This window comes from Cloacibacillus porcorum (genome assembly GCF_001701045.1).
GTDB lineage: Bacteria > Synergistota > Synergistia > Synergistales > Synergistaceae > Cloacibacillus > Cloacibacillus porcorum.
Genome location: NZ_CP016757.1, coordinates 924,916 through 951,213 on the forward strand (window position 1 = coordinate 924,916; position 26,298 = coordinate 951,213).

Genomic DNA, 26,298 nt, shown 5'->3' on the forward strand with positions numbered 1-26,298 from the left:
GGGAAACGGCGGCGCGGCCGCTTTGCGAAAAACAGGAAAGAGGGAATGGTAAATGTTTGACGAACTGATCGGCAACCTTTCAAACATACAGGTGTTCACGGAAAGCCTGCACAGCTGGATCAGCAATCTATCGGTCAACTCGGCGATCATCTTCGTGATGATGATATTCATGCTGCTCGGCGCGATAGACAAAATACGCGGCAACAAATGGGGCTACGGGGAAGAGTTCGACAATGGCTTCAACGCGATGGGGCCGCTTGCCATCGCGATGGCTGGCGTCGTCGCCGCCGCGCCGGTGCTGGCGATAATCCTCAAGCCGATAATCGTCCCCATCTACGGCATGGTCGGCTCCGACGCCTCGATGTTCGCGACGACGCTGCTCGCCTGCGACATGGGCGGGTACCCGCTCGCGATGAAGCTCGCCGCCAACGATTCGATCGGAAACTTCTCAGGGCTGATACTCGGCACGATGATGGGGCCGACTATCGTCTTCACGATCCCCGTCGCGCTCTCGATCATCAAGGTGCAGGACCGCCCCTATCTCGGCGCGGGCGTCCTCGCGGGGCTCATCACCATTCCGCTCGGCTGCATCGCGGGAGGCCTGCTGATGAACATGACCCCCTACAAGATAAATCTCGCGACGATCCTCGTGAACCTCATCCCCGTCATCATCATCGCGGGACTTATCTGCGTCGGCCTCTGGTTCCGGCCGCAGAAGATGATAAACGGCTTCAACGTCTTCGGCTCGGCGGTCACGATACTGATAACGATCCTCACCGCCATCGCGGTATTTGAATACCAGACCGGCATCCACTTCCCGCTCTTTGACCAGATGGTCGTCCCCGCGGAAGAGGGCGGCAGCATACCGCTGGAAGACGGGCTGCTGATCTGCGGCCAGATCGCGACCGTGCTCATCGGCGCCTTCCCGATGGTCAAGTGGATCACGCGCACCTTCGGCGGCGCGCTGGAGGCGGTCGGACGCCACCTCGGAATGAACGAGGAGGCGGCAGCCGGTATGGTCGCGAACCTTGCCAACAACATCGCGATGTTCAATATCTTTGAGAAGATGGACCCGAAGGGCAAGCTGCTTAACGTGGCCTTCACCGTATCGGCGGCCTTCGTCTTCGGAGACCACCTCGGATTCACCGCGGGGGCCAACCCGGAGATGATCTTCCCCGTAGTCGTCGGCAAACTCGTCGCCGGTATCACGGCGGTGATCCTCGCGAACTTCCTCGCGCCGATGCTGCTCGCGAAGATAAAAGAGGCAAAGGCCTGATGTCATGCCGGGTCTCTGCGAGGGCGGCTGCGCAGGCTGCCCGATAGTCAAAGAGGAGGCAAAAGAAATGGAAAATACAAATAAAATGAACGTCAGCGAACAGATGCTGCGGGAGATAGTGACCGAGGTGATACAGGGCCTCGCCGCCCGCCGTCCCGAGTCCGGCGGCTTCACGAAGGTCGTGGACCCGAGCGGCATAATCCTCATCAAGAGCGAGACGGTAAAATGTGAGCCCTTCCAGGGCGAACCAGGAGTGAGGCTCAAGGATGTTGTGACGCTGGAGGAGGCGCCGCGCATCGGCGCGGGCATCATGGAGCTTGACGGGGCGAACTTTGAGTGGACGCTGACCTACGACGAATACGACGTGGTATTCGAGGGGGTCCTCGAAATAGAGATCGACGGCCGCGTCGTGACCGGTAAGCCGGGGGACATCATATACATCCCGAAGGGGAGCCACATCCACTTCCGGACGCCGAAGACCGCGAGGTACGCGTATTTCGTTTATCCCGCTAACTGGCAGTAAATCGGTAAATCGGCGTTTATAAGCACGATTTGCGTCATAAAACGGTGGCTCCGAATCCTCGCCGTATGAAGATACGGCTCCGGTATCGGAACCACCATTTTATTTAGCAACTCGCACTTCTAAACGCCGATTTACCATCCTGGCCGTAAAGGCAAAGCTATCATTTGCCATAGTCTTGTCGCTCCGGCCTCCGAGCCGGAGCCCAGCGCCTTCAGGGCTGACTACGAAATGCGAGAAAAACAAGACTCTGGATGCCGGGTCAAGCCCGGCATGACAAATCAAACAAAAATACATCGTTTAGTCTACCGGAGCTAAACTGCTATTTATCATTGACCCCATCGAAGATAAATCGGCGTTTAGACGTGCTGGATGCTAAATAACTTGCCCCCTGAGTACCGGAGCCGTATTTGCATACGGCGAGGACACTCAGGGGGCAAGTTATGACGCAGACAGTGCGTATAAACGCCGATTTACAGATTTAGAAGGCGGGAATGACACCCTTGGCCGACAGCTTCTCGTTGATGAACTTCTTCACCTCCGGTGAATTCAGCGCCTTCGCGAGCGCCTTTATCTTAGCGCTGTCCTTGTCGCCGCTGCGGCAGGCGAGCACGACGGCGTAGGGGGAGTCCTTCGACTCAAGCGCGAGGGCGTCTTTCGAGGGGTTGAGCCCCGCGTCGACGGCGAAGTTCATGTTGATGACGGAGATTGTCGTGTCGGGAAGTGTGCGCGGCAGCTGCGGCGCTTCAAGCTCCCTTATCTTAAGCTTCTTGGGGTTTTCAACGATGTCGGCGGCGGTCAGCTTGTTGCCGGGCTTCATCTTGAGCAGCCCTTCGCGCTCAAGCAGCTTGTAGGCGCGGAAGCCGTTTGTCGGGTCGTTGGGAACGGCGACTACCGACTTTTCTTTAACGTCTTTCAGCGACGTTATTTTTTGCGAGTAGATGCCGATGGGGAGCAGGTGGACCTTTACGAGCGGCACGATGTCAAGCTTTTTTTCGCTCTTCATGTTCTCAAGATAGGGGATGTGCTGGAAGAAATTGGCGTCGAGGCTCTTGTCCTCCAATGCGAAGTTCGGCTGCACGAAGTCGGTGAATTCTTTGATATCCAGTTTGTAGCCCTGTTTTGCCAGCACCTCTTTGGCGACGTCCGCGATCTCTTTCGCGGGGAAGGGGGTGACTCCGAGGACGATCTTTTCCGCCGCGAAGGCGGATGACGAGAGTACGAGCAATGCTATGGCCGCAAGAATTATTTTTTTCACAGTGATACCTCCAGTAGTTTTATATATTCATAATTAAAAATTGCCTGCTGTCTTTTGACCAGTCTCTTATCTCCTCTCCCGTAAATTTTTCAAAAGACATAAAAAAGACCGGACCCGCAGCGGCGGACCCGGTCCTGTAATGACAACGCGCGTACTTAAGCGCCGGTCAGTTCAGGAGAGGACCCGCAGTGAGCGCACATCATCATGTACATTATCGAAATATGGCTTGCTGAATACACGGCGTTTCCTCCTTCCCTCCAAAATAGGCGCTGAAAAATCATTGGTGAGATTTTATACTCATCAGCCGAATAATGTCAAGTACGCCGTTGATTATTTCCGGGCAGCGCGTCAGTCCCCTAACAGAAACATTGAGCAGCCCGCGCTGCCGGGCGGCGGCATTTTTCGCTCTCACATGGCAGTGACAGACTGCGGTGAACATTTACAGGGGGGAAAGCGCGTGATTTTTTAATATCTCTAAGGTAATTTACGGCGAACGTTGTGAAAGCGCTAAAAATGGCGCTGCCCGGCGGCACGGGCGTTGGCGGCTGGCTTTCATTTGTTTGTCCCGATGATTATTTTGACAGATTGCCGTTAAAAGTATTTTTACGAAAAAATACTAGGTACACAATGCTGTGCCTGAAAACTGAATTTGTATTATAATAAAAAAAGTTATAGAGAAATTGGAGTGTTTTTATGAAAAGGATATTCATCACCGCGTTAGTTTTTATCTTCGTCAGCGCGGCCGCGGCCTGCGCGGCGGCTCCCTGGTCGCCGAAGGCGGGGGAGTACTGGATCAAGATCAACAAGCAGCAGCTGAGGCTCACGCTCTTTAAGGGCGGCGAGGTCGTGAAGAGCTGGCCCGTCTCGGTCGGCAAGGGGCGCGGCAAGACCAAGACCTCGCGTATGGACCTCATCACGCCGACGGGAACCTTTACGATCTACCGGGTGATCCCCGACGCCACGAAGCTGGTCTTTGACCCCGCCTGGTTCAACGAGCCCGGAGAGGCCGCTCCCGGAGCCTACGGTTCGAAGCTGATCTCCTTTTACAACAAATGGCAGATCGCGATCCACGGCACGAACAACCCCGGCTCTGTCGGGCGCTGGGCGACACACGGCTGCGTCAGGCTCAAGAATCCCGATATCGAGGATCTCGTCACCTATGTCAAGCCGAAGATGCGGGTCGTGATCGTTGACGGCGACGATATGCCTTTTTCAAAGGAGACTATCTGAACGGCGAATGACGGGTAATGAATTGGTGTAAGCGCGAGTTTTAATGCAGAATCATCGAAGGGAGGCGGTATGCCCATGAGCCGCGCATTTGTGAAAGAGGATGACGGAGAACGCGGAAACACCGTCGCCGATATACAGTTCCGCGAGGCGAAGGTCGAGTGGCTCAAGATACAGGAGAAAAAGCTCGACACGCTGCTGAACGACCCAAAGTCCAAGAAGATAAAGCCGGAGACGCTCGCCCGCTGGATAAAGGAGACCGAGGCCGACATCGCAAAGACGAAAAAGGAGCTTGGATACGAGGGGTAAAGGGTAAATTGACAAACGACAAAACTCCCGCCGTTTTATTGGCGGGAGTTTTTCATGTCTTTATGCGGCCGGAGCCGTGCGATTTTATCTTTCCCAGTCCACGAGCTTTCCGGGGTTGAGGATGTTCCGTGGGTCGAAGGCGAGCTTCACGCGCTTTATCAGCTCAAGCTGTGCCTCGTCGAGGAAGAACTTCATGTAGCCTTTGCGCTTGAAGCCGATGCCATGTTCGCCGGAGAGGGTGCCGCCCATCTTGATTAGTTCGGCGTAGATACGTTCCTGCGCGGCGTGCAGCCGTTCGTGCCAGTCGGCGCAGTCGGGGGAGATGATCGTGCAGTGCATGTTGCCGTCGCCCGCGTGGCCGTAGGCTATCCATTCGAGGCCGTCGGCCTCGGCCTTTTCGCGGATCATCTCAAGCAGCCGCGGCACCATCGCGGTGGGGACGGCGAGATCCTCTTTCGTGTAACGGCTGTAGAAGAACGATACGGCCTCCGGCACCGATTTGCGGGCCTGCCAGATGCGGTCTTTCGTGCTGCGGGTATCGGCGACGTAGACCTCGACGGCCCCGTGTTTCTGGGATAGTTTGCCGATCTCCTCGAACTCCTTTTCGATGAGGTCGGCGTCGTTGTTTTCCAGCTGGATGATGAGGGCCGCGCCCGCATTTCCCGCGGGGACCTCCGTGTTGAGGTATTTTTCCGCTAGCTTCAGCGCCTTATGGTCGAGGAATTCTATTGACGCGGGGATGAGGCCGCCCTCGGTGATGATGCGCGGCACGAAGTCGATCGCGCTTTGCGTGTCTGGGAAGGCGGCGAGCAGATCGACGGAGTGGCGCGGCAGCGGCATCAGCTTGAGCACCGCCTTGGTGATGATCCCGAGTATGCCCTCGGAGCCGGCCATAAGGTGGACGAAGTCCAGCCCCGTTACGTCTTTGCGGCGTTTGCCGCCGAACCAGGTGACGGAGCCGTCCGGGAGCACCACTTCAAGGGCGAGCAGCTGTGCGCCGGTCGCGCCGTATTTTATCACCTTGTTGCCGCCGGCGTTTTCGGCGATATTGCCGCCGATGAAGGAGGCGTCGCCGCTGCAGGGGTCTCCCGCGTAGAGCAGGCCGTGCTGCGCCGCCATGCGGCTGATCTCCGCCGTTACGACGCCGGGCTCGGTGGTGATGGTGAGGTTTTCCTCGTCGAGTTCGAGGATGCGGTTCATCTTTTCAAAGCTCATGACGATGCCGCCCCAGGCGGGGAGCGCACCGCCGGAGAGCCCGGTGCCAGCGCCGCGCGGCGTTACGGGGATTTTATGTTCATAGGCGATTTTCATTATTTCAGAGACGTGTTCGGTGCTTTCGGGGAAGAGGAGCAGCTCCGCGGTATATTTTTTGTCGTAGGCGTTCTGCGGCACCTCGTCGTGCGAGTAGGCCTCTAGTTTTTCTTCGTCCGCGCAGACGTTGTGCGCGCCTATTTTTTCTTTAAGGGCCGCGGTGATTTCCGCCGTAATTTTATTGTAAGAAAAGATATCGTTCATTGACATACCTCCGAACCTAATATCAGGATATAATAACATAAAGGTGACGCCGGTTAAATCGCTTTGCACAGTCGATCTTCGACGTGTATGGTCGGCGGAACCTTGAGATGCTGGAGGCGATGAACATGCAAAATGAGATAATCTACGGCCCGACGCTTGCAGGCGAGGGAGATGTCTATCTCTTCCGCGAGGGGACTCACAGAAGGATATATGATTTTCTCGGCGCGCATCCGTTCGAGCATGAGGGGCGGAAGGGCGTCCTTTTTTCCCTTTGGGCCCCCGGTGCTAAAAATGTTTATGTAATGGGAGATTTTAATTCGTGGGAGCGCGAGGGCTGCCCGCTCGCGCCGCGCTGGGATTCCTCCGGTATCTGGGAGGGTTTTGTCCCTGATGCGGAGGCGGGCTGCCGCTATAAATATGTGATAAGGACCGCCGGCGGGGAACTGGTCGATAAGAGCGACCCGCTGGCCTTTGCCGCGGAGACGCCGCCGGCCTCCGCCTCCGTCGTCTGCGCCCCCGCGCACGAGTGGCGGGACGCGGAGTGGATGGCGGCGCGCGCCGGGAAGAACGCCACCGACGCGCCGCAGTCGATATATGAGATGCACGCCGGTTCGTGGCGGCGCGGCGACGGCGACAGCATTCTTTCGTGGCGCGATTTGGCGGGCGAGCTGCCGCCCTATCTGGAGGCCAACGGCTTTACACACGTCGAGTTCATGCCCGTCATGGAGCATCCCTTCTACGGCTCGTGGGGCTATCAGACGACGGGTTATTTCGCGCCGACGGCGCGCTACGGCTCGCCGGAGGATTTTATGGCGCTCGTCGACGCGCTGCACGCGCGCGGGATCGGCGTCATCCTCGACTGGGTGCCGTCGCACTTCCCGACGGACTCTTTTGGCCTGTCGCGCTTTGACGGCACGGCGCTCTACGAGCACGAGGACCCGCGCCAGGGTTTTCATCCCGACTGGAAGAGCGCGATCTTCAACTATGGACGCAACGAGGTGCGGAGTTTCCTGATTTCGTCGGCCTATTACTGGCTCGACCGCTACCACGCCGACGGCCTGCGTGTCGACGCCGTGGCCTCGATGCTCTATCTTGATTATTCGCGCCGCGACGGCGAGTGGGTAGCTAATAAGTACGGCGGCAAGGAGAATATCGAGGCGATCGCCTTTCTGCGCGAGATGAACTGCGCGCTCTACGCCGACTTCCCGGGAATATCGGTGACGGCTGAGGAGTCGACCTCGTGGCCGATGGTGACGAAGCCCGTCTGGCTCGGCGGCCTTGGCTTCGGTTATAAGTGGAATATGGGCTGGATGAATGATTTTATCTCCTATATGTCGCAGGACCCGGTCTACCGCAAGTACCGCCACGACCAGCTCACCTTCGGCATGTGGTATGCCTACGCGGAAAATTTCGTGCTGCCCTTCTCTCACGACGAGGTGGTCCACGGCAAGTGTTCGCTGCTGGAAAAGATGCCCGGCGATGGCTGGCAGAAGGCGGCGAACCTGCGGCTGATGTTCGGCTGGATGTTCTGCCACCCCGGCAAGAAGCTCGTCTTTATGGGCGGCGAGTTTGGCCAGAGCCGCGAGTGGAACCACGACCGCAGCCTCGACTGGCATGAGCTTGGCGACGAACGGCACGCCGGTATCGCGCGCTGGTTTGCCGACTTGAATAATTTTTACCGCGGCAGGCCGGAGCTGTGGGAGCTCGACACCTCTCCCGACGGCTTTGAATGGATAGACTGCAGCGACCGTGACGCCGGTGTGGTCTCCTTTATACGGCGCGATAAGAGGGGCGGCGCCCTGGTATTCGCCGCCAACTTTACGCCTGTGGTGCGCGGCGGCTACCGCGTCGGCTTCCCGAAGGGCGGCCGCTGGCGCGAGGCGCTGAACAGCGACTCTTCGCTCTACGGCGGCTCCGGCGTCGGCAATCTGGGCTCCGTCGATACGGAGGAGACGGGTTTTCACGGGCAGTCTTTTTCCGCGGAGCTGACGCTGCCGCCGCTCGGCTGCCTCATATTTACGCCGGAGAACGGAGCGGACGAGGGGGCGGAGGACTAGCGTTTCTTTCTGAGCTGAGGATAATTTTTTCAGAATCGCGAAGGCCGGTTCCCGTGGGAGCCGGCTTTCGCAGTGTCGCGGCGGGTGGGGCCTCTTTTGCCTCTGTAGCCGGTATGTGATTTGCATGTATAATATAAAAATGTTGGTCTGATATCGTGTCATCGGAGGGGCTTTATTTGTCTAGTTCACGCAGAAGCGGAGTTCTCTTGCATATATCGTCGCTGCCTGGCGGCTGGGGCGTAGGTGATTTCGGCTCCGGCGCCAGAAGGTTCGCGGATTTTCTCCAGGGAGCCGGTTTCACTATATGGCAGGTGCTGCCGCTCACTCCGGTGCTTCCGGTCTTTGGCAATTCGCCGTACAGCAGTCCCTCCGCCTTCGCGGGTAATCCACTCTTCATAAGCCCCGAGGGGCTCTGCGAAGAGGGACTTGTTTCAATGAATGATATAACGGCGCGGGTTTTTCCCTCCGCGAGGGAGGCGGATTTTGCCGCGGCCGAACTTTGCCGCCGCGGGCTGCTCTCGCTTGCCTGGGAGAATTTTAACGCTCAGCCGGAGTCTTTCGCGGAGCTGCGCCGGGACTTTGAGTGTTTCCGCGCGGAGGAGAGCTGGTGGCTCCGTGATTACGCCCTCTTTTCGATATTGAAGGAAAAAAACGGCGGCCGCTGCTGGACGGAATGGCCGCGTGAATTTTCCGCGCGCGTGACGGAGGCCCTGGCGGCCTTTGCCGCAGAGAACGGAGACGGCATCTCCTTTGTTGAATTTACACAATTTATCTTTTACCGTCAGCTGGCCGCTCTCGCCTCTTACTGCGCCGAGCGCGGCGTTACGCTGATGGGCGACCTGCCGATATATGTCGCCTGGGACAGCGCGGACGTTTGGTCCGCTCCCTCTCTTTTCGACCTTGATACTGACGGAGCGCCGCGCTGCGTCGCCGGCGTGCCGCCCGATTATTTCAGCCCCACCGGGCAGCGCTGGGGCAATCCCCTCTACAACTGGGAGGCGATGCGCGCCGACGGCTTCGCCTGGTGGCGCGGCAGGCTGTCACACAGCCTTAAATACTGCGGGCTGATGCGCGTCGACCACTTTCGGGGGCTGTGCGCCTACTGGGAGATACCCGCCTCCGAGCCGACGGCGCAGAACGGCTGCTGGCGTCCCGCGCTGGGGCGTGAGATGCTTGAGGCCTTTCACGCCGAGCGCGGCCTCTCCGCGGAGGAGCTGCCGCTCATCGCCGAGGATCTGGGAATCATCACGGACGACGTGCGCGCGCTGATGGAGGATTTTTCCCTTCCTGGAATGAAGGTGCTGATGTTCGCCTTTGGCGGCGACGTCGCGGATAACCCCTACGCGCCGCATAATATAAGGCCGCGCAGTGCCGTCTATACTGGGACGCATGACAACGATACCGCCGTCGGCTGGTGGCGCGGGAGTTCCACGGTGCGCGAGCGGATAAATTTTGCCGCCTATGCTGGGCAGGAGGTCACGCGGGAGAATGTGAGCCGCGTAATGGCGCATATGGCGCTCGCCTCCGTCGCGGAGATCGCGGTGCTGCCGGCGCAGGATATACTCGGCCTCGACGGCTCGTGCCGCATGAACAGGCCGGCGGAGGCGGCGGGCAACTGGGGCTGGCGGCTGCTTCCCGCGGAGCTTGATTCGCTTTTGCCAGGCTCGCATGGTTTTCCTGAAAAGCTAAGGTCTCTGAATATATTATATGGACGTTTTAAAGAGGTAAATTAAATGAATCTTCTTCTGAGTTCCAGGGCAGTCTACCGGGTGGCGGGGCGTGACTACCGCGAGCTGATCTTCTTCTCCTTTATGGCCGCCGCTCTCTTTTTCAAGTTCTATTTTCTTGAGTACGAAGTCTCGCGGCTCGTTGTGCGCGTGCCGCTCTCCGTCGCCGCCTCGGCGGCGATCGTAGCGATGTTCGTCCTCTTCGTTTCGCTCTTCTGGCGCCGGGGGCGGTTTGCGCTGGCGCTGCTGCTGGATTTTCTGCTGACGGCGCTGGTGATAACGGATATTCTGCACATGCGCTATTATTCCGATCTCTTTACCTTCCATAATCTGGGGCTCTCGACCCAGGTCGGCGAGGTCTCGGAGTCTGTCTTCGCCCTCTTTTCAGTGAAGGATCTGCTCTATTTTATTGACATTCCTCTGCTATTCGGCTATTTCAGGATATTTCGCCGCATCTCGGTGCATCCTTTTTTTCACCGTATCACCCTCCGGCGCTGTTTCTGGACGCTGCTGCTCTTTGCCGCCGCCGTCGCCGTGCTCTCCTTTCATATAAGGACCTATAATAAAAAGGTCCCCGGCGTGCTGCGTTCAATGTGGGACCGTCCAGCGGTCTGCAATAATGTCGGCGCGCTGACCTATCACGCGGTTGACAGCTGGAATACGCTGACCGACAGGGCCGCGCGCCCGAAGCTGTCGGCCTCCGAGCTGGAGGAGGTCAGGGACTGGTTTGGCGAAAATCTCGCGAGGCAGCGCCGCCCGCAGGGGGTATTCGGCGTCGCCAAAGGCAGGAATCTCATCGTCATACAGGTTGAATCACTCCAGAGCTTCGTCATCGGCCTAAAGGTCGGCGGGCGCGAGGTGACGCCGAACCTCAACGCCTTTGCGAAGGAGGCTTCGCTGGCCTCCAACGTTTACAATCAGACCGGTTCAGGCAACAGCTCCGACGCGGAGTTCCTCGCGAACGCCGCGCTCTATCCGGCGGCCTCCGGCGTTGCCTATACACGTTTTGCCGGCAATCATTACGAGGCGTTTCCCAAGACGCTGCAGGACAACGGCTACCGCGTATTCGCGATGCACGGTGACCGCCCGGGCTTCTGGAACCGGGGACACATGTATCCCGCGCTTGGTTTTGAGAAATTTATCAGTAAGAAGGATTATGTAAACGACGAGTCTATCGGTATGGGGCTCAGTGATAAGAGTTTCTTCCGCCAGTCGCTGGAGATGCTCACTCAGGAGCGGCAGCCATTCTATTCCTTTATGGTGACGCTCACAAGCCATTACCCCTATAATTTCCCCAGGCTGATGGAACAGGCCGATTTCGATGCCGGCGAATACAAAGGTACGGTGGTAGGCAGCTACCTCGCCGCCATCCACTATCTTGACCGGGAGTTCGGAGTCTTTATCAAGGGATTGAAAAGCTCCGGCCTCTATGACCGGAGCGTTATCGCGCTCTACGGCGACCATAACGCCATCCCCCGCTGGGATTCCCCGACACTCTCGAAGCTGCTGGGGACAGATTTCACGAAGGACTATAATTGGCGCTATGTACAGCGCGTGCCCCTCATGATAAATGTTCCCGGTGTAAAGAGGCTCGTCTGGAACCGGAAGATGGCCTTGGGGCTTGTCAATCTTCCGCGCTCGCTGGCGCTGCTGTTGGGAATCGATTTCAACAGCGGTCTGGGGACAGACATCTTCGACGATTCAGAGGCTCCGGTGATCTTCCGCAACGGCTCTTATGTGGCGGGGGAGATATTCGTCGAGCCCGCGAAGAAGAGCGCCGTCAACGTGAAGAGCGGAGAGCCCAAGGATTACGCGGCATATGCCGGGATGACGGAAAAGGTCAGAAAGATACTCGACGTCAGTGATAAGATATTGGAATATGATCTGATGCCCGAACTCTATCGTAAATAGGTGATTGTTGACAGATGTTTCCTCCTCCTAAAGACCGGCCTGTTTTTATAAGCGGATATCTTTTTACGGCGATTGTCGCCGCGGCAATCTGGCTCAAGTTCATTTCGGTAGACTATGCCGTCGCCGACGTGCTCAACTGGCCCACCTTCGGCGTGCTGACGATGCACGCGCTGCGCCATACGACGCGCGCGCTCGCCGTTTCGCTGCCTTCGCTGGGAGCCATCCTCTGCCTGCTTCTGCCGCTGATGTTCTTCCCGCCCAGGCGGCGCGCGGCGGCGCTCATCGTCATGGATATGCTGCTCTCGGCACTGGTGCTGACGGACCGGCTCTTTATCCGTTACTACGCGGACATCTTCATCTTTCATGACCTTATGCTGGTGCCTCAGACTGGGCTTATCGCGAAATCGATCTGGGCGCTGCTTAAACCGTGGGATTTTCTGATCTTTGCCGACCTCCCGCTTCTTGTCTGGCTGCTGCGCAGCGGCCGGTTACGTGTGGAATTCCGCCGGGAACGGCGCCGGGATGCGCTGGCGCTGCTTGCTCTCTTCCTGATCTCGGTCGCGGTGCAGGGGGCGTCCATCTGGCACCTGAAAAGGTTCCGTCCCAACATCATCAACGCGATGTACGACCGCCTCTCCGTCTGCGCCTGGGTCAGTACCTCCACCTTTCACTGGTGGGACTTCTTCTCGCTGACGCGCAAGGCGCTGGAGCCGCAGGACGTTCCGCCGGAGACGGTGGACGAGATCGGACTCTGGTTTAAAGCGCACCGCCCAAAGCCGCACCCCGGTACGCGCGCTAAGAACCTCATCCTCGTGCAGTGCGAGGCGCTGCAATACTTTGTCGTAGACCTTGAGATCGGCGGCGTACCCGTGACGCCGAACCTCAACCGCTTCAAAGAGGAGTGTCTCTATTTCCCCAACACCTGGAGTCAGGTGGCGGCGGGCAACAGCTCGGACGCGGAGTTCATGGCCAATACGGGACTTTTCCCCGCCGCCTTTGGCGCCGCCTATACGCTCTACGCGGATAACGACTATAATTCGCTGGCGCGCGCGATGCGCAGCAAACGCGGGGCGAGGGCCGTCGTCGTGCAGGGTACGCGCAGCGCCTTCTGGAACTGCCACCGTATGCACCCGAAGCTCTGGTTTCACCGGCAGTACAGCCAGAATACCTTTCCCCACGACGAGGTGATCGGTCTCGGGCTCAGCGATGAGGTAATATTCTCACGGGCGCTTCAGGTCTTTAAGGAGATGAAAACCCCCTTCCACGGCTTCATCGTCACCCTCTCGAGCCACCACCCCTTTGATTTTGCGGAGCTGCCGCGCGGGACGCTGCCTCTGCCTCCTGAGCTGCAGGGAACGCTCATCGGCAACTATCTTCTCTCGATAAATTATTTTGACCAACAGTTTGGCCTATTCATCGACGAGCTCCGCAGGTCGGGGCTGCTCGATAAGAGCCTTGTCGTCGTTTACGGTGACCATCCCGCGATCCCGATCGCCTACCGGGAAGATATGGAGAAACTGCTCGGCAAGAAGATAGAGGAGGCGGTAGACTGGAAGGAGACGCGCCGTATCCCGCTCTTCTTCCGCTCGCCGGAGACGGCGAAAAGACCGCGCGTCGACGAGAGAAATGTTGGGCAGATGGACATCCTGCCGACGGTATCGGGGCTGATGAAGCTAAACATCGATACAGTTTTCGGAAAGGATCTTCTGAGCAAAGAGAGCGGCGATCCGGTGATCTTCCGCAACGGCAGCTATATCGTGGGCGACGTCTATGTTGAACCGGCCGCGGGACGCGCCACCAAGTTGGGTACCGGCGAACATCTTGACTGTTCGGCCTATGACGCTATGACAGACGAGGTCGAGCGTCGTCTCAAATACAACGACCTGGTACTGGAAAAAAATCTGATAGAAAAAATTATCGGCAGATAGAGGCGGGAAGTTGTCATTCACCCTTTCTGAGGGTATGATAACACTGTATGTGAAAATGAAACAGGGGTGGCTTTATCGTGGATAAGACGGAACTTTTTTATTGGCTGATATGGTGGGGCTGGTGGCTGATCCAGTTCATCCTCTATACATTGCTCGGTGCGCTGATGTGCGACGGCGTTTACCAGATAATCGTCAGCCTGCGCGGCTTCTGGAGCCAGAAAAAGATGCCCCAGGCCAAGCGCTACCGCCGTTTCGCGGTGCTGGTGCCCGCGCATAACGAGGCGATGGTCATCGTGCCGCTCCTTAAGAGCCTCGCGGGACAGAACTATCCTAAAAATTGTTATAAGGTCTACGCCTCCTGCGACAACTGCACCGATAATACGGCGGAGCTGGCGCGCGAGAACGGCGCCGTAGCGCTGGAACGCTTCGACGACGAGCACAACGGCAAGACATGGAACGTCCGCTGGGCGCTGACGAAGATCCCTTTCGAGGAATATGACGCGCTCGCAATGTTCGACGCCGACAACCTCGCCGACCGGAACTTTCTGATGTCTATGAACAATTATATGGAGCTCCACCCGGAGGCCGAGGCCATCCAGGGGGTGCTTGACGTCAAGAATCCAGACGACAACTGGCTGACGCGCTCCTACGCGCTCGCCTATTGGTTCACGAACCGCTTTTGGCAGCTCGCGCGCGGCCTATGGGGGCTCTCCTGCACGCTCGGCGGCACGGGGCTCGTCATCCGCACCGCGACGCTCGAAAGGATCGGCTGGAACCTCCAGAGCCTCACGGAAGACCTGGAGATGTCGACGCGCCTGATCCTCTCCGGCAGCCGCGTCCACTGGAACGACGCCGCGGTGATCTACGACGAAAAGCCGCAGGATATCGCCATCTCAAAGCGTCAGCGCACGCGCTGGATGCAGGGACACTACTGGGTGTTCTGGAATTACGGATGGGACTCGCTAAAGGCCTTCTTCGTGACGCGCAAGCTGCAGTATCTGGACCTCTTTCTCTACCTGCTCGCGCCCGCGAAGTCCTGCCTGGGGATCATCATTATGATCGCGGGCATGGCCTTCACCCTGGTGAACAATATGGTGCTCTATCCCTCGTCGGATATCCCGCAGTCGATGCTTGAGTGGACGCTCTTCTTCGGCCTGCCTGTATTTTCGATCATCGCCTTCTGCCTGCTCTGCGCCATCGCGGGGCCCTCGATGCACGAAAAGAAGTTCACGCTGCGCTACGTTAAGGACACCTTCGCCTACTTCTGGTTCGGCCTTACCTGGATACCGATCCTCTTCAAGGCGGCCTTTCTCGCCAAGGACCAGGGCAAATGGGTGAAGACGGAACACACGCGCGGCATCTCGCTGGATGATGTAAAGACAAAAAGCTAAGGGGGAGAATATCATCGAAACGCAATTCTCCCTCTTCACGAAGCGCCGCTTTCTGCCGCTGTTTCTGACTCAGTTTCTCGGGGCCTTCAACGACAATCTCTTTAAGAGCGCGCTCGTGATCCTCATCACCTTTCATCTCGCGGAGCTGTACGACGTCAACGCGCAGATCATGATCACGGCGGTCGCGGGACTCTTCATCCTGCCGTTTTTCCTCTTTTCATCGCTTGCGGGGCAGATCGCCGACAAATATGAAAAGTCCTTCCTTATCCGCATAATAAAGTTTGTGGAGATTGTTCTCATGTGTCTCACGGCCGCGGCCTTCGAGACGATGCACCTCTGGTGGCTCGTCTTTTTGCTCTTCTGCATGGGGACGCAGTCCACCTTCTTCGGCCCGCTCAAGTTCAGCATCCTGCCGCAGCTTCTTAACGACGAGGAGCTGGTGGCCGGCAACGGTCTGGTGAACGCGGGGACCAATATCGCGATTCTGACTGGTACGCTCTGCGGCGGCCTCTTCATCCTCTCGCCGCTCGGACGCCACTACATATCGGCGGGCGTCGTCGGCGTGGCGGTCGCCGGATACGCCGCGAGCCGCTTCATACCGCTGGCCGCTCCCTCCTCTCCGAAGCTCCGGATTGACCGCAACCTCTTTCGCTCCACCTGGGAGATGCTTGTCTATCCGTTATCGAATAAAGACGTATTTCGTTCGATAATCGGCATCAGCTGGTTTTGGTTTCTCGGCTCGGTCTTTCTCGCGCAGTTCCCCTCGTTCGCCAAAGACACGCTGGGGGGAGACGAACAGGTATCGACGCTCTTTCTCGTCATCTTCTCCGTCGGCGTCGGCGCGGGGGCGACCCTCTGCAACAAGCTGCTTAAGGGCCGTGTTTCGGGGAGGTATCTCTCCTACAGCCTCATAGGGATGAGCGTATTTATCGGGATGCTCTATATGTTCAGCGCCTCCGCGCCCGCGGGAGAGGGGCTGATGTCGGTCTGGGAGTTTCTCCGCGGGCCGCGGGCCGCAGGGATAGTCTTTTCGATGTTCATGATCGCCCTAAGCGGCGGACTCTACAGTGTACCGATGTACGCGATGATGCAGCGGATGACGCCGGAATCGCACATGGCGCGCGTAATCGCCTCGCTGAACATCATCGATTCGCTGGGAATGGTGCTGGCTGCGGCGCTTACGGCGCTGATGATCGCCGCCGGCATGTCTATATCGGGAATATTTTTTGCAATGGCCTTCATCAACTTGCTGATGCTGCCGCTGACAATAAAATTATCGAGGATAAATTATGACTGATCTTGAAATAAGAGAGGATATCATCAATACGGCCTGCGTTATGCTGCAAAAGGGTCTCGTGCAGGGCACGGGTGGTAATTTCAGCGCCCGCTGCGCCCAGGGCTTTATCATCACGCCGAGCGGTATGGATTATACAAAGCTCGTCCCCGGCGACCTGCCGAAGCTGTCCCTTGACGGCGCGGTGCTGGCGGGAGAGCGGCGGCCTTCGATAGAGAAAGAGCTGCACCGTTTCGTATATCGCGCGCGCCGCGACGTCGGCGCCGTGGTCCATACGCATTCCGTATACGCCTCCGCGGCGGCGGCGATGCGCCTGCCGCTTCCCGTGCTGACGGATAATCAGGCGGTTTTGTTTGGCGGGGCGGTCCCAGTATCGGAATACGCGCCGATCGGCACGCCGGAGCTCGCCTGCAATACGGTGAGGGCGCTGGCGGATGGCGGCGGCGTGCTGATGGCCAACCACGGGGCGCTCTGCGTCGGCGCCACGCTTGCGGAGGCGGCTCTGCGCTGTGAGATGCTTGAGATATTCGCGAAGATATTTTTCCTGACGAAAAGCTGCGGCGGAGGAGTATCTCTTACCGCCGACGATGCCCGCCGCGAGGCCGCCGATGTCGCCGAACGTTACGGGCAGCGCTGAACCTGGAAGGAGAAATGGTTAAATAAAAAACAGGCCGAAGATTCATTCTTCGACCTGTCTTTTTATTTTTTCCGTAAGATAAAAAACTTACTGGGAAATCGCGCTTACCGGGCAGGTAGCTACGCAGGCGCCGCACTCTACACATGTATCGCTGTCGACGTGAGCCTTGCCGCCGTCCATCGATATCGCTGATGTGGGGCATACGCCTACGCAAGCCTCGCAGCCTACGCAAACTGACTGATCAACTGTTGCTTTAGCCATAGTAAGAAGTCCTCCTTCAAATTTTTACTCACTTGATTATGCGGGACGATTTTCCGCATACGCTCTATTCTAGCGTGAAACCTCAGAACCTTCAACTATTTTTTTGCCGCATTTTTAAAATGTGAACATAAAGATAAAAAAAGTTAAGATATATCAGCTGTATATATGGTATTCATAGTCTAAAAGTATAGACAAATTGAATGGAAAAGTTATAAAATAATTGAAGAGGTTGGGCCTGAGTTTTTATATTCGCCGTTTTCTGATTTTCCAGTTACATATTTTGTGTTCTTCTCTCATGGGAGGTGATAATTGAAGGTCGATAAGCACCGTTATTTTTGCTTTGTCTTTGCACTATCTTCACAAAATGAAAGGAGAGTTGTTTTATTATGGAACAGGCTAAAGAACCGAAAATACCATCGTTAGGTTTATCTGTTTTAGTTTTTCTTGCGGTTGCGGCGATGATCGCGGCGGCGGTCCTCATTTATGAGACCGATATTCACATCATCCTTATCTTCGGTGCGCTTCTTGCCGGCATTGTCGGCGTCTTCTATCTGGGAAACCCCTACTCAAAAATTGAAAAGGGCATCATTGACGGTATCATGGTCGGTATGCAGGCCTGCCTTATTCTTTACACGGTCGGTCCGCTAGTCGGTACCTGGATCGCCAGCGGTGTCGTGCCGAGTATGATCTACTACGGACTGTCGATTCTCTCCCCGTCGATCTTCCTCTTCGCGACCCTCTTCATCTGCTCCGTCGTCTCCCTTGCCACCGGCTCTTCATGGGCCACGGCGGGTACTGTCGGTATCGCCCTGCTGGGCATCGCGCTCGGCCTTGGCGTTCCCGCGCCGCTGACGGTCGGCATCATCATCTCCGGAGGCTACTTCGGAGACAAGATGTCCCCCCTCTCGGATACGACGAACCTTGCCCCCGGCGTCGCCGGAACGGACCTTTTCCAGCATATCCGCGCGATGTGCTGGACCTCGGGGCCGACCTACATCATCGTCATCTGCATCACCCTCTTCCTCGGATTCCGTTATTCCCAGGGCGAGCTTGACTACACGAAGATTGAGGCCCTGAAGACTATTCTTTCACATGAGTTCTGGATCAGCCCGATATCGTTCGTTGCGCCTCTCGTGGTCATTGTTCTCTCAGCGATGCGCAAACCAGCGCTGCCCGCTCTGTGGGTCGGTATCTTTATCTCCGTCATCTTCGCCGTCGTTGAGGGCGTAGGTATCGGAGACCTTCTCAATATTATGCAGAACGGCTACGTTCCCATGCTCTCGGCGGAGATCGCCGGTACCGGCGAAGACGCGGCGGCCCTCGCCAAGATCTTGGCCGACAACAGCATCACCATTGATCCTCAGGTCGCCCTCGAATCGGCGAAGGACATCGTATCCCTCATGGAGCGCGGCGGTCTCCAGTCTATGAACTGGACGATCTCCCTCATCCTCTGCGCCTTCACCTTCGGCTCGACAATGGATGTCTGCGGATTCCTCAGGGTCATGCTTGAAGCGATAATGAAGCCGATCAAATCGGTCGGCGGAATGATCACGGCGGTCATCCTCTCCTGCTTCGTCTGCGACATTTTCCTCGGTGACCAGTACCTCTCGATCGCGATGCCAGGAACGATGTTCAAGAGCGAATTCGACAGGGTAGGACTCCATCCGAGGATGCTTTCGCGTTCGCTTGAGGATGCCGGTACGCTTCTCTCGGTCCTTGTTCCCTGGAACACCTGCGGCGCTTACCACTCCAGCGTTCTCGGAGTTCCCACCTTCCACTACCTGCCTTTCGCCTTCTTTAACTACCTCAACCCGATCGTGGCCATTACAATGACCTACCTCGGAATCGGTATATTCTGGCGCGGCAAGGACGGCGAGCCTGTTAAGGGCGGAAAGACACGCCCCGCGGAGCTCGGACCGAAGATAGATTTCTAAGTTCCTGTAACCTATTTGTTTGAAAGAGGAATGTAATTGGCAGAAAAACTGACGCCCTTAGAGAGCCTTCTGGTCTCCGCCTCCGGCAGAGAGGCCGGGAAGTGGAAATCAATCTCCTTTGTGATCATCGCTGTCTACCTGTTTTTTACGGCGGGATGGCAGTTCACACACGGAGGGATGACGCAGAAGGCTCTGCTCAACCTTTTTCTCGGCTGCTGCAGCGTGATGGTGATAAAATATGAGAAGCGGATCTACGTATCGCCGCTTGGTTTTGTGAAGGAGACGCATACTTGGATATCGCATCACCGGGAGCTTCTTCCCTGGAACGAGATAAAGTATGTCACCCTTACCACGAAGGGGAATCGTATGATGACCCTTATTGAAAAAGACGCCATTGGCTGGAAGCTCTTCTTCGCGAAGGACGATCACGCGAAGCTCAAGGAGATCCTCAAGCGGTATGCGCCGAAGGTTCCCGTAAACGATATAAGCCCAAGATTCTAAAGAGGCTTTGGCGCTTAAAAACACATAAAAATGGCTGCCGTTATGATCAATATCATATGGCAGCCATTTTTATATATTATCTGCGTTTGTTCGTTATGTATTAACTTTTTTCGCGAGATAGGGGGCGGCGACCCTTCGCGGGATCTCAAACTCTGGGCTGCCCGCGGCGCCCGGGGCCACTTCATATTTATCAAAGCAGATGACGATGTTGCCCTTGTCGTTGATGAAGAAATTCTGCTTCGCTTTGATGGAGCGGAAACCCTGCTCGTCTTTGGGCGCGATCCAGAAGATACCCTTCTCTTTTTTATTGATGCGGCGCATCTCTCCCAGAATATAGTCGTTGATCACCTTCGTATAATCCGCCTTTTCGTTGAAGAGATCTCCAAGCTCAATCAGCTTGCCGCTCTTCTTGTCAAAGTTATAGAAGGCGTGCACAGTCGAGGATGAGCCCGCGATGTTCATTTCGTAAATATCGACCGCGAGCACCTTATCGTTGTCAGTGCGCACCTTGTAGTCAAGCACCACGCCCATATGTCCGTCGAATGCGGGGTCGTCCTTCATCATCTCGCTGACGTTCTTTTCGAAGTCGGCGGCGAGCTGGCGCGCACGCTGCATGAAAGCGTCGTTCAGTTCGTTCTGTACTTCGTCGACGGCGAGACCGGTGACGATGGGCGTTACGATCTTCACCTCAAAGCCGCGAAATTCTGACTGATAGGTGCTAAGCGTCGCGATGTGCACGTCGATGTCTTTGGCAAAGGCCGCCGTTGTTCCGCTAAACAGCAGCGCAAGCGAAAGCGCCGCGGCGGCGCTTCGAAATAGTCTCATTTTCCGGCCTTATTTCGCTTCGGCGGCCTTGACGGCCTCCGCCATATTTCTGCCGAGCTCGCGGCACAGTTCAAGGTCGGTCTCAGTGGGGGAGGACTTGACCTCGATCGTCGGCTCGACGAGCTTCCAGTCGCCTCCCTGCTCCGCGAAGACCTGCAGCTCCGCTAAGGCCCCCTTGCTCCAGCTGTAGGAGCCGCAGATGCCGAGCACGCGGTTCTTCATCATCTTATTCTTGAGCGCGCGGCAGAGCGTCGCCATCGGGGGGTAGAGCTCCGTGTTATAGGTGCAGCTGCCGAGGACGAGGCCGCGGTATTTCCAGATGTCGCGCACAATATACGAAAGATTGGAGCGCGAGGCATCGTGGACGATGACGTCCTTCACGCCGGCCTCGCAGGCGGCGCGCGCGATGGTGTCCGTCATGAATTTCGTGTTGCCGTACATCGAGCCGTAGACGACGACGATACCCTCGTCGGTCTTGTGGCTGCTCCACTTATCGTAGAGGTCTACGATATGCTGCGGGTTCGAGCGGAGGATGGGGCCGTGAGCGGGGCAGATGATTTTAAGGTCGAGGGCGCGGACCTTGGCGATCGCCTTCTGCGCCGGTCCCGAGTAGCGGCCGACGATGTTTGCGAAGTAGCGCAGCGTCTCGTCCTCGTAGAGCGCCATGTCGAGCTCGTCGTCAAAGATGCCGCCCTCCAGCGCGCAGAAGCCGCCGAAGGCGTCGGTGGAGAAGAGCACCTTCTCGCTCGTCTCATAGGCCACCATGCTCTCGGGCCAGTGGACCATGGGGATCATCGCGAACGTCAGCTTGTGGCGGCCGAGGTCGAGCACGTCTCCCTCTTTGACCTCGATCATACCCTCTGTGATTCCATAGAAGGCGCCAATCATCTCAATCGTCTTTTTGTTGCCGACGATCTTCATTTCAGGATAAAGTTTGCGGAGTATGCTGATGGAACCCGAATGGTCCGGCTCCATATGGTTGACGACGAGGTAGTCGATAGTGCGCCCCTCCGGCATGATAGAGACAAGCCGTTCCATATAGGCAGAGAGCTTGTCGGCCTTGATGGTATCGATGATCGCGCACTTTTCGTCGTTGATAAAATAGGCGTTGTAAGCCACGCCGCGGGGTAGTTCCCAAAGACCCTCGAAGAGGTCGGTCTCGCGGTCGTTGCCGCCTATCCAATATATAGAATCAGTTACCTTGATCGCCTGCTGCATCATTTTTGCAGTTCCCTCCTTAAAAATATTGCCTATGTGTCATATTATATAACAACGAGTTCAGTTTGCACGGTGACAAATTGCCAGTTTTATAAGCTAAATAAACGGGGTTTGATAGCGTTGGTAAAAATTGAATGGATTGACTTGTCTGAAATTAATGGTCAAATGTTGCAATTTCGACGGAGTTGGGCAATAATAACAGCGTGTGGTTTTTTGTAAAATCTACTAGTGTGCTGATGGTCATTTATACGGTGACCTCATATGTTTCGCAAGGAGGCGGAGTAATTGTTCGAACCAACACAGCTCCAGGAAGTAGCAGAAGGAAAGAAGGCCTACGAAGCGGCTGTTGAAAAGGCGCTTACCAAAGGTCCCGAGAGAAAGGAAAACTTCACCACAGGCGGCGGTATTCCTCTTAAGAGGACATATACCCCGGAAGATGTCAACGGCGTAGACTACGCCAAAGATCTTGGATTCCCCGGCGCGTATCCTTACACCCGCGGCGTCCAGCCCACAATGTACAGAGGCCGTTTCTGGACGATGCGCCAGTATGCGGGCTTTGCTACGGCGGAGGATTCCAACAAGCGCTATCGTTACCTGCTGAGCCAGGGAACGACTGGGCTCTCTGTCGCTTTTGACCTTCCGACACAGATCGGCTACGACTCGGACGACCCCATGGCGGTGGGTGAGTGCGGTAAAGTCGGCGTCGCCGTCGACAGCCTTGCCGACGCGGAGATCCTCTTCGGCGGAATCCCCCTCGACAAAGTATCGACCTCGATGACGATCAATGCCCCTGCGTCAGTGCTTCTTTCAATGTACATCGCCGTTGCCGAAAAGCAGGGCGTACCGATGAACGCACTCTCAGGAACGATCCAGAACGATATCCTCAAGGAATACATAGCGCGCGGCACATATATCTTCCCTCCCAAGCCGTCAATGCGTCTCATCACCGACATTTTTGACTTCTGCTCGAAGAATATCCCGAAATGGAACACCATCTCGATCTCCGGCTATCATATCCGTGAAGCCGGTTCGACCGCGATCCAGGAAGTGGCCTTCACGCTTGCCGACGGTATCGCCTACATTGAAGCGGCCATCAAGGCCGGACAGGACCCGAACGTATTCGGAAAGCGCCTCTCCTTCTTCTTTAACGCGCATAACGACTTTATAGAAGAGGTTGCGAAGTTCCGCGCGGCGCGCAAGGTTTGGGCACGCATTATGAAGGAGCGCTTCGGAGTCACCGAAAAGGGCGCCCAGATGCTCCGCTTCCACACCCAGACCGCCGGATGCACGCTGACGGCGCAGCAGGCAGAGAACAACATCGTCCGCGTCGCCATTCAGACGATGGCGGCGGTATGCGGCGGCACCCAGTCGCTGCACACCAACAGCCTTGACGAAGCTCTCGCCCTTCCGACGGACAAGAGCGTCCGCATCGCCCTCCGCACGCAGCAGATCGTCGCTTATGAGTCAGGCGTTACGAGCGTTGTAGACCCGCTTGCCGGCAGCTACGCCATCGAGGCTCTTACAAAAGAGATCGAAGATGGCGCGTGGGAGTACATCAAGAAGATCGACGAGCTCGGCGGCATGATGACGGCCATCGAGAAGGGATATCCGCAGAAGAACATCCAGGATGCGGCGTACCAGTATCAGAAATCTATCGAATCAGGCGACCGTATCATCGTTGGCGTCAACAAGTTCCAGATCGAAGAAGACATGTCAGAGCGCAAACTCCTTAAGGTCGACGCAAGCGTAGGCGTGAACCAGATTAAGAAGCTCCGCGAAATGAAGGCGAACCGCGACAACGTCAGAGTCAAGACGACGCTTGACGCAATCCGCGAGGGCGCGAAGGGCGACGCGAACCTTATGCCGCTCATCCTCGACGCCGTACACGCGTACGCGACAGAGGGCGAGATCTGCGGCGTGCTCCGCGAGGTCTTTGGCGAGTACCAGGAGAACGTGGTTCTTTAGAATCGCGAGTGCTTTTTAAGGAGGAAGAAATTATGGACCGTAAAATTCGCGTAGTTGTTGCGAAACCAGGACTTGACGGCCACGACCGTGGCGCGAAGGTCATAGCTAGAGCATTCAGAGACGCCGGCATGGAGGTCATCTACACAGGTCTCCGCCAGACACCGGAACAGATAGTTGCCACAGCGATCCAGGAAGACGCTGACGCCATCGGCATCAGCATTCTTTCGGGAGCGCATGAGTACTGCTTTAAGGCCATCATCGATCTTCTCAAAGAGAAGCACGCGGAGGACATCATCGTCTTCGGCGGCGGAGTCATTCCCGAAACTGACTACCCGACGCTCCTCAGCTTCGGTGCAGGCGCGATCTTCGGCCCCGGAACGCCGACCACGGAGACGATTGAATGGCTCGAAAAGGCGGTAGCCGAAAAGAGAGCGAAAGAGGCGTAAAATTATGGAAATTAAAAATGTAGATCATATCGGAGTAGCCGTAAAGAGCATCGACGAAGCTCTTAAATTCTGGGAGGATACCCTCGGCGTGAAGTGCCACGGCGTTGAAGAAGTCGCCGAGCAGAGAGTCAAAACAGCCTTCCTGCCCATTGATGACACGGAATTCGAGCTTCTTGAGGGAACGACGGAGGACAGCCCTGTCTCAAAGTTCATTGAGAAAAACGGACAGGGAATCCAGCACGTCGCGGTCAGAGTCGCCGACATCGAAGCGGCGCTTGCCGAACTCAAAGAAAAGGGCGTGCGCCTTATCGATGAAAAGCCTCGTATTGGCGCGGGCGGCGCGAAGATCGCCTTTGTTCACCCGAAGGCCAGCGGCGGAGTGCTTCTTGAACTCTGCCAGCGCGATTAACTAAGGAAAAAGGCTCCCGTGCCAGGGCGGCACGGGATGCCTTGTCCATAGCACTACCTGTGGAAGAACGGCTATGCGGGGAGCTGGCCGGGCTTTCATCTAAGAAATTATGAGGAGGTAAGAAGTAATGGCGGACAAAACGATCGACGAACTGTGCGCTGCTCTGGTTGCCAAACGCGAAAAAGCGGCTCTTGGCGGCGGAGAAAAGGCCATCGCCAAACAGCACGACAAGGGTAAGATGACCGCACGTGAGCGCATCGACGCAGTTCTTGACCCCGGCAGCTTCGTGGAGATCGATGAATTTGTCGAGCACCGCTGCACCAACTTCGGGCTCGAAAAGACAACATTCCTCGGCGACGGCGTTGTAACCGGCTACGGCACGATAGACGGACGTATAGTCTACGTATTCAGCCAGGATTTCACAGTAATGGGCGGTTCGCTTGGCGAAATGCACGCCAAAAAGATCTGCAAGGTTCTTGACCTTGCCCTTACGAACGGCGCCCCCTGCATCGGCATCAACGATTCAGGCGGAGCCCGTATTCAGGAGGCGGTCGACGCTCTTTCAGGTTACGGACAGATATTCTTCCGCAACGTCAAAGCCAGCGGCGTTATCCCGCAGTTCTCCATCATCGCCGGACCCTGTGCTGGCGGAGCCGTTTACAGCCCCGCGCTTACAGATTTTATCTTCATGGTAGACAAAGTCGGTATCATGCACATCACAGGCCCCGCGGTTATTAAGTCAGTCACCGGTGAAGACGTTACCTCCGAACAGATCGGCGGCGCCCGCGCCCACAACGCGACATCAGGCTGCGCGCACTTCTTCGCGGCTAATGAAGCCGAGTGCTACGCCCAGGTCCGCAAGGTAATGAGCTACCTTCCCAGCAACAACATGGAAGAGCCTCCCTACATGGAGACCGGAGACGATCCCTCGCGCATGGACGCGGAGCTTCGCGAGATAGTTCCGACAAACCCGAACAGGGGTTACGATGTCCGCGACGTCATCAAAAAGGTCGTCGACAACGGAGATTTCTGCGAAGTGCAGGAGCTCTATGCAAAAAACATCGTCACCGGCTTTGCGAGAGTCGGCGGACGCGTCATCGGCATCATCGCCAACCAGGCTAAGTTCATGGCCGGATGCCTTGACATTGACGCCTCCGATAAGGCGAGCCGCCATATCCGCATCTGCGATGCGTACAACCTTCCGATCGTGACATTTGAAGACGTCCCCGGATATCTCCCCGGACTCAATCAGGAGATGGGCGGTATCATCCGCCACGGTGCGAAACTCCTCTATGCCTACAGCGAAGCAACGTCGCCGAAGATCACCATCGTCATGCGCAAGGCCTACGGCGGATCATATCTCGGCATGTGCAGCAAAGACCTGGGCGCGGACGTAGTCCTTGCCTGGCCGCAGGCTCAGATCGCGGTCATGGGCGCCGAGGGCGCGGCGAACATCATCTTCCGCAAGGAGATCGATGCCGCCGAGGACAAGACTGCCAAGCGCGCGGAGAAGATCGAGGAATACAAAGAATCATTTGCGAACCCCTATCGCGCGGCGCAGCGCGGATTCGTTGACCGCGTCATCCTCCCTGAGGAGACACGTCCCGCTCTCTATCAGGCACTTCTGATGACGGAGAGCAAGAGCGAACTTCGTCCGAAACGCAAGCATGGCATTCTGCCCAACTAAGG

The 26,298-nt window shown here is 56.7% G+C and carries 22 protein-coding genes; 17 read left to right on the top strand and 5 right to left on the bottom strand.

Annotation, left to right across the window (positions count from 1 at the left end):
• Positions 1-52: 52 nt before the first annotated feature.
• Together BED41_RS04195 and BED41_RS04200 are read left to right on the top strand one after the other, a co-directional pair.
• Positions 53-1,276, top strand: coding sequence for an ethanolamine utilization protein EutH (locus BED41_RS04195; RefSeq protein ID WP_066743407.1), 1,224 nt, complete (start codon positions 53-55; stop codon positions 1,274-1,276).
• Positions 1,277-1,343: 67 nt separating this feature from the next.
• On the top strand, positions 1,344-1,799 hold the full coding sequence (locus BED41_RS04200; RefSeq protein WP_229712391.1) for a cupin domain-containing protein: 456 nt from the start codon (positions 1,344-1,346) through the stop codon (positions 1,797-1,799).
• Positions 1,800-2,277: 478 nt separating this feature from the next.
• Here the strand turns inward: BED41_RS04200 and BED41_RS04205 are convergent, their stop codons facing one another.
• Positions 2,278-3,054, bottom strand: a complete 777-nt coding sequence (locus tag BED41_RS04205; RefSeq protein WP_066743408.1) for a MetQ/NlpA family ABC transporter substrate-binding protein — start codon at positions 3,052-3,054, stop codon at positions 2,278-2,280.
• A gap of 693 nt (positions 3,055-3,747) precedes the next feature.
• On the opposite strand from BED41_RS04205, the gene BED41_RS04210 reads away from it, so the two are divergent.
• Both BED41_RS04210 and BED41_RS04215 read left to right on the top strand, forming a co-directional pair.
• On the top strand, positions 3,748-4,284 hold the full coding sequence (locus tag BED41_RS04210; RefSeq protein ID WP_066743410.1) for a L,D-transpeptidase: 537 nt from the start codon (positions 3,748-3,750) through the stop codon (positions 4,282-4,284).
• A 75-nt stretch (positions 4,285-4,359) separates the two neighbouring features.
• Positions 4,360-4,590 carry a hypothetical protein gene (locus BED41_RS04215; protein ID WP_066743412.1) on the top strand — a complete coding sequence of 77 codons (231 nt, stop codon included), beginning with the start codon at positions 4,360-4,362 and terminating at the stop codon, positions 4,588-4,590.
• An 84-nt stretch (positions 4,591-4,674) separates the two neighbouring features.
• Here the strand turns inward: BED41_RS04215 and BED41_RS04220 are convergent, their stop codons facing one another.
• The gene (locus tag BED41_RS04220; protein ID WP_066743414.1) at positions 4,675-6,105 is read right to left on the bottom strand and encodes an FAD-binding oxidoreductase; all 1,431 of its coding nucleotides are present in this window, start codon (positions 6,103-6,105) and stop codon (positions 4,675-4,677) included.
• Between the two features lie 125 nt (positions 6,106-6,230).
• Between BED41_RS04220 and glgB the strand changes: the two genes are divergently transcribed.
• The 7 genes from glgB to BED41_RS04255 all read left to right on the top strand — a co-directional run bounded on the left by glgB (position 6,231) and on the right by BED41_RS04255 (position 17,050).
• The gene (gene glgB, locus BED41_RS04225) at positions 6,231-8,162 is read left to right on the top strand and encodes a 1,4-alpha-glucan branching protein GlgB (RefSeq protein WP_066748949.1); all 1,932 of its coding nucleotides are present in this window, start codon (positions 6,231-6,233) and stop codon (positions 8,160-8,162) included.
• Positions 8,163-8,338: 176 nt separating this feature from the next.
• On the top strand, positions 8,339-9,895 hold the full coding sequence (gene malQ / locus BED41_RS04230; RefSeq protein WP_066743416.1) for a 4-alpha-glucanotransferase: 1,557 nt from the start codon (positions 8,339-8,341) through the stop codon (positions 9,893-9,895).
• Entirely contained in the window at positions 9,896-11,800 is a 1,905-nt protein-coding gene (locus tag BED41_RS04235; protein WP_066743417.1) for an LTA synthase family protein, read from the top strand.
• Between the two features lie 14 nt (positions 11,801-11,814).
• Positions 11,815-13,728, top strand: a complete 1,914-nt coding sequence (locus BED41_RS04240; RefSeq protein WP_066743420.1) for an LTA synthase family protein — start codon at positions 11,815-11,817, stop codon at positions 13,726-13,728.
• 77 nt (positions 13,729-13,805) lie between these two features.
• Positions 13,806-15,119 carry a glycosyltransferase family 2 protein gene (locus tag BED41_RS04245; protein ID WP_084002244.1) on the top strand — a complete coding sequence of 438 codons (1,314 nt, stop codon included), beginning with the start codon at positions 13,806-13,808 and terminating at the stop codon, positions 15,117-15,119.
• 64 nt (positions 15,120-15,183) lie between these two features.
• Positions 15,184-16,416 (top strand): MFS transporter, encoded by a 1,233-nt coding sequence (locus tag BED41_RS04250; protein WP_168950865.1) that lies wholly within the window; start codon positions 15,184-15,186, stop codon positions 16,414-16,416.
• A complete protein-coding gene (locus tag BED41_RS04255; RefSeq protein WP_066743424.1) occupies positions 16,409-17,050 on the top strand; it encodes a class II aldolase/adducin family protein in 642 nt (213 codons plus the stop codon). The genes BED41_RS04250 and BED41_RS04255 overlap by 8 nt, the downstream gene beginning before the upstream one ends.
• An 87-nt stretch (positions 17,051-17,137) precedes the next feature.
• Here the strand turns inward: BED41_RS04255 and BED41_RS16075 are convergent, their stop codons facing one another.
• A complete protein-coding gene (locus BED41_RS16075; RefSeq protein ID WP_084002246.1) occupies positions 17,138-17,311 on the bottom strand; it encodes a DUF362 domain-containing protein in 174 nt (57 codons plus the stop codon).
• A gap of 386 nt (positions 17,312-17,697) precedes the next feature.
• Between BED41_RS16075 and nhaC the strand changes: the two genes are divergently transcribed.
• Both nhaC and BED41_RS04265 read left to right on the top strand, forming a co-directional pair.
• Entirely contained in the window at positions 17,698-19,245 is a 1,548-nt protein-coding gene (gene nhaC / locus BED41_RS04260) for a Na+/H+ antiporter NhaC (protein WP_066743426.1), read from the top strand.
• A 36-nt stretch (positions 19,246-19,281) separates the two neighbouring features.
• Positions 19,282-19,746 carry a PH domain-containing protein gene (locus BED41_RS04265; RefSeq protein WP_066743428.1) on the top strand — a complete coding sequence of 155 codons (465 nt, stop codon included), beginning with the start codon at positions 19,282-19,284 and terminating at the stop codon, positions 19,744-19,746.
• Between the two features lie 93 nt (positions 19,747-19,839).
• Here the strand turns inward: BED41_RS04265 and BED41_RS04270 are convergent, their stop codons facing one another.
• Both BED41_RS04270 and BED41_RS04275 read right to left on the bottom strand, forming a co-directional pair.
• A complete protein-coding gene (locus BED41_RS04270; RefSeq protein ID WP_066743430.1) occupies positions 19,840-20,571 on the bottom strand; it encodes a DUF3298 and DUF4163 domain-containing protein in 732 nt (243 codons plus the stop codon).
• A gap of 9 nt (positions 20,572-20,580) precedes the next feature.
• A complete protein-coding gene (locus tag BED41_RS04275) occupies positions 20,581-21,789 on the bottom strand; it encodes an FprA family A-type flavoprotein (protein ID WP_066748955.1) in 1,209 nt (402 codons plus the stop codon).
• Between the two features lie 285 nt (positions 21,790-22,074).
• Between BED41_RS04275 and BED41_RS04280 the strand changes: the two genes are divergently transcribed.
• The 4 genes from BED41_RS04280 (at position 22,075) to BED41_RS04295 (ending at position 26,296) form a co-directional block, all read left to right on the top strand.
• Entirely contained in the window at positions 22,075-23,754 is a 1,680-nt protein-coding gene (locus tag BED41_RS04280) for an acyl-CoA mutase large subunit family protein (RefSeq protein ID WP_066743432.1), read from the top strand.
• Positions 23,755-23,783: 29 nt separating this feature from the next.
• Positions 23,784-24,200 (top strand): cobalamin B12-binding domain-containing protein, encoded by a 417-nt coding sequence (locus BED41_RS04285; RefSeq protein WP_229712426.1) that lies wholly within the window; start codon positions 23,784-23,786, stop codon positions 24,198-24,200.
• A 4-nt stretch (positions 24,201-24,204) separates the two neighbouring features.
• Positions 24,205-24,609, top strand: a complete 405-nt coding sequence (gene mce, locus BED41_RS04290; protein ID WP_066743437.1) for a methylmalonyl-CoA epimerase — start codon at positions 24,205-24,207, stop codon at positions 24,607-24,609.
• A gap of 127 nt (positions 24,610-24,736) precedes the next feature.
• Positions 24,737-26,296 (top strand): acyl-CoA carboxylase subunit beta, encoded by a 1,560-nt coding sequence (locus BED41_RS04295; protein WP_066743439.1) that lies wholly within the window; start codon positions 24,737-24,739, stop codon positions 26,294-26,296.
• Positions 26,297-26,298: the final 2 nt, after the last annotated feature.